Raw genomic sequence first — 620 nt, 5'->3', positions numbered from 1 at the left:
CCCTGTGAAGTCCGGCCAATGTGCTGGCGTAGCGCTCGTAATCCTTGACCAAGCGCCGACAGCGGGTGGCCCAGGCAAACGAGCGCTCCACCACCCACCGGCGCGGCAGCAGGACAAAGCCGCGCTTGGCCTCGGGCGCCTTGACCACCTCCAGGTCGATGCCTTGGGCGCTCGCGGCGGCGGCCGGCTTGGGCCTCGAATAGCCCTGGTCGACAAAGGCCAACGCGACGCTGTCGCCCGTCTCCGCCTGAACCTCGGCCGCCAGTCGGCCGACCTCGGCCCGGTCGTCGACATCGGCAGGCGTCACGTGCCGCGCCACGACATGGCCCGGCCTGTCCACCGCCCGATGCACCTTCGCCCCCCGCTTGCGCTTGGCCCCCCCGCTTGCGCTTGGCCCCGTCGTAGCTGGCCCGCTCGCCGCTCTCGGGCGAGGAGCGCAACGTCCGGCTGTCGAGAATCACCGCCGAGGGCTCCGGCTCCCGCTCCGCCGCCATCCGCAGCACCGCCCGAAGGTCGCCCGCCACCGCCACGAAGCTGTCGGCCGCCAGCCAGCGCTGCGTCTGCTGGTAGACGGCCGCCCACGGCGGCAGATCGTGCGGCATGAACCGCCAGGGCGCCCC

1 pseudogene is annotated in these 620 nt (G+C 73.1%); it reads right to left on the bottom strand.

The window, feature by feature from the left end:
* A pseudogene (locus E4V01_RS25430) lies at nucleotides 1-620 on the bottom strand (IS5 family transposase); the annotation flags it as partial.

The organism is Methylorubrum sp. Q1, from assembly GCF_004683995.1.
Lineage (GTDB): Bacteria > Pseudomonadota > Alphaproteobacteria > Rhizobiales > Beijerinckiaceae > Methylobacterium.
Note: the sequence above shows the minus strand (reverse complement) of the source record. Positions and strands in the feature narration are given on the sequence as shown.